General features: G+C 61.1%; 1 protein-coding gene. It reads right to left on the minus strand.

Going from position 1 to position 1,978, the window contains the following annotated elements; genetic code table 11:
* Positions 1-807 precede the first annotated feature (807 nt).
* Positions 808-1,554, minus strand: coding sequence for a hypothetical protein (locus ET989_RS14585; RefSeq protein WP_131170256.1), 747 nt, complete (start codon positions 1,552-1,554; stop codon positions 808-810).
* Between the last annotated feature and the right edge of the window lie 424 nt (positions 1,555-1,978).

Consider the following 1,978-nt stretch of genomic DNA (forward strand, 5'->3'; position numbering starts at 1 on the left):
ACAAGTTCGTTCGGTCTCGGTGGAACGCATCGGCCCCGTCACTGGCCGGATTCCCACCCACCTGCTGACCCAACTCGACGACGCCCTGCGCCTGCACCTCCACCTCTGACCACACGCTCGCAGCGGCTAATTGAGGATGCTGTTGACAAGTCCAGCAACCGGTGACGCGTCCGGGGCACATCTCATCACCCTTCCCCATGCTCCTGCTGCCAGAATGTGGCCATGTCTGACCTACAGCCCGACCAGGTGAGCTTCCTGCTCTCGGAGGAGAGCGCACGAACGCGGAACAGGATCCTGTCTGCAGTTACGGGGGACGGTTGCATCGCACGGGTCGACTTCACAGTCGAGGCAGACAAGAGCTTGATCCGATTCACCTGCTTCGAAACTTCCCCCGGTTGGAGGCGGCAGGGTGTAGCCACGTCCCTCCTCGTCCATTTGATGCACGAGTTCCCGCAATACGAGCTTGTCGAGGGTGGTGGAGCCCTTAACTCTGAGGAGGGAAATGGGCTATTGGCCGGTCTTCGAGCGAAAGGCTATCCATACCATGGCGCTGATTGCTTCAATGGTGGGCTCGGGTGTCGGTGCGAACTCGGGGGAAGGCAGAGATCCGTCGAGCCAGACTGAACTGAAAGGGCGTTCACTGGGCTGGCACTCGACAAGCGCCTGGGGGTCGCGACTCTCGGCATGACCAACGGCGCTTGAGACGGCATGGAGCCTTCTTTCGTCCACCTCAACCCAAGAAGCGGAAGGCGAGTACGTCTCCACGAGAGTGCCACCAGCAGAACGGGAACCAACCGCTGGGCAGGGTCAGGTGAGACTTGAGTCGCGTGAGTGGCTCGGCTGGCCGCGGAGGGATCCAACGAGGGCTTTCACTGCCTGCTTCAACCTGTTCCGCGGTTTGAGGGAGCCCTTCCCCCGCGGTCCAGACAGGAGGTGAGGGTGATCTTGTTCCCACCGATTGACCTTGGCCCGCAATCTTGCGACCTCATCCGAACCGCCGTGATTCCATTCCTGCGCTGCCCGCAATGTGCTCCGGAGGCTTTCGTACACCTCACGGTCTTTGCGCTCTTCGCTTGAGTGGCGTGTCTCGGTGATGGCCAGCACCTCCGCGTTGCCTTTGCGAGAGGGGATTGAGGCTTCCTTCAGGATCTTCCTGATCTCATCAAGGGACTTGCCAACGTCATGGACGGTTTTGACCTCGGTGAAGACGCTTCCCTGCATGGAGTCCAGGTCGACTACCGACTTTTCGTCATAGGCGGCCCCTGAGGTGTCACTGTAGGTGATCGTCACTTGGTGTGATGTTGGCATGCCCGCGCCATGCCGGTCCAAGTGGCTATCCCAGAACGCGCGCATGTCCTGATCAGGGGCGGGCATGGCGATGGGTTGGTTCAGCATCTTCATCTTGGCGAACTCATGCCCGTCGATCTCCTTTGCGCGCATTGGCGGTGGATCGAGGCGGACTCGGACATTGATGGCTGGGCGCTTGCCGATGTTGCGTATCGAAAGGTCAAACAGCCGCCTGCTGGCGGTGGAGGGCTCGGCTGTGACGATCACATACGGGCGGCTCGCTTCCAATGTGCTTGGCGCGCCACTTTCCACTGGCGCTTGGCATATGCCGCCGCGATGACTGCTACTAGGAGCAAGCCAAGGGTGAGAAGGGTGTAAATCGCGGTCCAAGCAGTAGCCGAGAGCCCCCAGAAGGTGTCCATGGGATCACCCTCCCACGTGGTCACTGCACCCATGTTCAACTGGCTTCGGTCCCATGTGGCCTGACCGAGGGGGGCGTCCTGCGGCATAGAGCGAGTGTGCGCTCCGGGTACCGGAAAGCTACAGGCTAGCCTCGCGCACAGTGCGGCATTTCCGGATGTTCGAGGATGGTGGCCAACCACCCAATTCGTCCCTGCGAGTCCCGCCGAGCTACTTCGCGAGGAGATGGTCCAAGTGTCGGCGGACTGCGGGCCAGTCACCGTCGGTGATC

Origin of the sequence: Propioniciclava sinopodophylli, assembly GCF_004324755.1 — a bacterium.
Lineage (GTDB): Bacteria > Actinomycetota > Actinomycetes > Propionibacteriales > Propionibacteriaceae > Propioniciclava > Propioniciclava sinopodophylli.